This is a genomic window from Candidatus Cloacimonadota bacterium (genome assembly GCA_011372345.1).
Taxonomy (GTDB): Bacteria; Cloacimonadota; Cloacimonadia; order Cloacimonadales; family TCS61; genus DRTC01.
Genome location: DRTC01000295.1, coordinates 1 through 2,091, shown reverse-complemented (window position 1 = coordinate 2,091; position 2,091 = coordinate 1). Strand labels below are relative to the sequence as shown.

Here is a 2,091-nt window from a genome sequence, read left to right as displayed (position 1 = left end):
GGTAAACAAATTGTTGATGCTGCTTTTCAAGTCCATAAAGCATTAGGACCAGGTTTACTTGAATCTGCTTACGAAGCTTGTTTAGTAATGGAATTGATTTTAAGAGGATTCAAAGTAGAAAGGCAAAAAACTTTACCTGTATTTTATAAAGGCAAGAAATTAGATGTTGGTTATCGTTTAGATTTGTTGGTTGAAAATGAGATTATAATTGAACTGAAAGCAGTTGAAAGATTATTTCCAATCCACGAAGCACAAATAATTTCTTATTTAAAATTGTCTGATAAGCAACTTGGATATTTGATTAATTTCAATGTTCCGCTAATTAAAGACGGAATTGTAAGAAAAGTAAATAATTTGTAAAAAAAACTTTGCGTCCTTCGCACCTTTGCGGTGAATACGAAGAAAAAAGTAAACTTTGCGTTCTTTGCGTCTTTGCGGTGAATACGAAGAAAAAAAGTAAACTTTGCGTTCTTCGCATCTTTGCGGTGAGAAAATGATTTAAATGAAAAAAATAATAATAGTTGATTTTGGTGGACAATACACACATCTCATAGCTCGTAGAATTCGCGATCTGGGAGTTTACAGTGAGATCGTTCATCCTAAAGATTTTGAAACAAATAAGGATATTGTCGGAGTAATATTTTCCGGCGGACCACAATCCGTAAATACGGAAGATGCATTCAGGATTAATCTTGATATGGGAAAAAATAAAATTCCGATTTTAGGGATCTGTTACGGACATCAACTTCTCGCAAAAATGATCGGTGGTGAGATTGAAAGCGGAGAAAACAAAGAATATGGTTTCACTTCTATAAATTGCGACATCGAAAATTCCAAACTGTTGAAAGATTTAAATTCAAAGCAAAAAGTCTGGATGAGTCACGGAGATTTCGTCAGCCGATTACCGCAAGATTTCAAAATCACTGCTTCCAGCGATTCCATAAAAATTGCAGCTTTTGAGTCGAAAAAATATTTTGGATTTCAATTCCATCCTGAAGTTACTCATACCGAAAATGGAATGAAGATGCTGGATAATTTCGTCAAGTTATGCACGAATGAGCGAAACTGGAATGTGAAGAATTTCAAAGAGCAATTGATCACAGAAATTCGAGAACAGGTAAGAGATCGAAAACTGGTTCTGCTGCTTTCAGGTGGAGTCGATTCATTGGTTGCTTTGGAGTTGTGTATACAAGCAGTTGGTAATGAAAATGTTCATTCCATTCATATCGATACCGGCTTTATGCGTCAGAACGAATCCAGAGAAATTATGGATCACTTCGCTGAACTGAACTTCAAAAATATCAAGATAATCGAAGCGGAAGACCTTTACCTGGAAGAATTGAAAGGCGTTACGGATCCTGAAGAAAAGCGGAAAATGATCGGGAAACTTTTTGTTGATATCGCTAATGAAGAATTAACGAAACTTTCCCAAAAAGAGGAATTTTTGCTGGTTCAGGGAACGATATATCCTGATACGATCGAAAGCGGAGCAACTGATAAAGCTGCCTTGATCAAGACGCATCACAATCGCGTCAGTGAAATCGAGAAGATGTTAAAAGAAGGAAAGATCATCGAGCCGATAAGGGAATTGTACAAAGATGAAGTTCGGAAACTTGGTGAAGAACTCGGTCTTCCGTACAAACTTGTTCATCGCCATCCGTTTCCCGGTCCGGGATTAGCGATCAGAGTTATTTGTTCCAATTCTTCCGTACCCCAGGATGAACATCAAAAAGAAGAAAAGCAGTTGAATAAGATTCTGGATGAATTTCAAATGGAAGGTAAGATACTTCCAATCAAAAGCGTTGGAGTTCAGGGAGATTTCCGCACATATCATCATCCGGCTGTTGTTTGGTTCAAAGAAACTGTTTCTCCTAACTGGAAAACGATCAATGTATGTTCATCCAAAGTAATAAATAAACTTGAAACAGTTAATCGACTTGTTTTTTCAATAAATCCTGTCGATGATTTGCAACTTAAGGAATTATATTTAGAAAAGCAGAACCTGGATGCATTGCGGAAAGTAGATGCTTTTTTAAGAAATAAAACTGACGGCATTTCTGAAATCTGGCAAATGCCGGTAGTTCAACTTCC

2 protein-coding genes are annotated in these 2,091 nt (G+C 36.6%); both read left to right on the top strand.

All coding sequences use genetic code 11. The features are described from left to right. The coding region (locus tag ENL20_05770; GenBank protein HHE38063.1) for a GxxExxY protein at window positions 1-360 on the top strand (360 nt) is incomplete at its 5' end. Between the two features lie 142 nt (window positions 361-502). Then, a partial coding sequence (gene guaA / locus ENL20_05765) for a glutamine-hydrolyzing GMP synthase (protein HHE38062.1) occupies window positions 503-2,091 on the top strand: 1,589 nt, incomplete at its 3' end.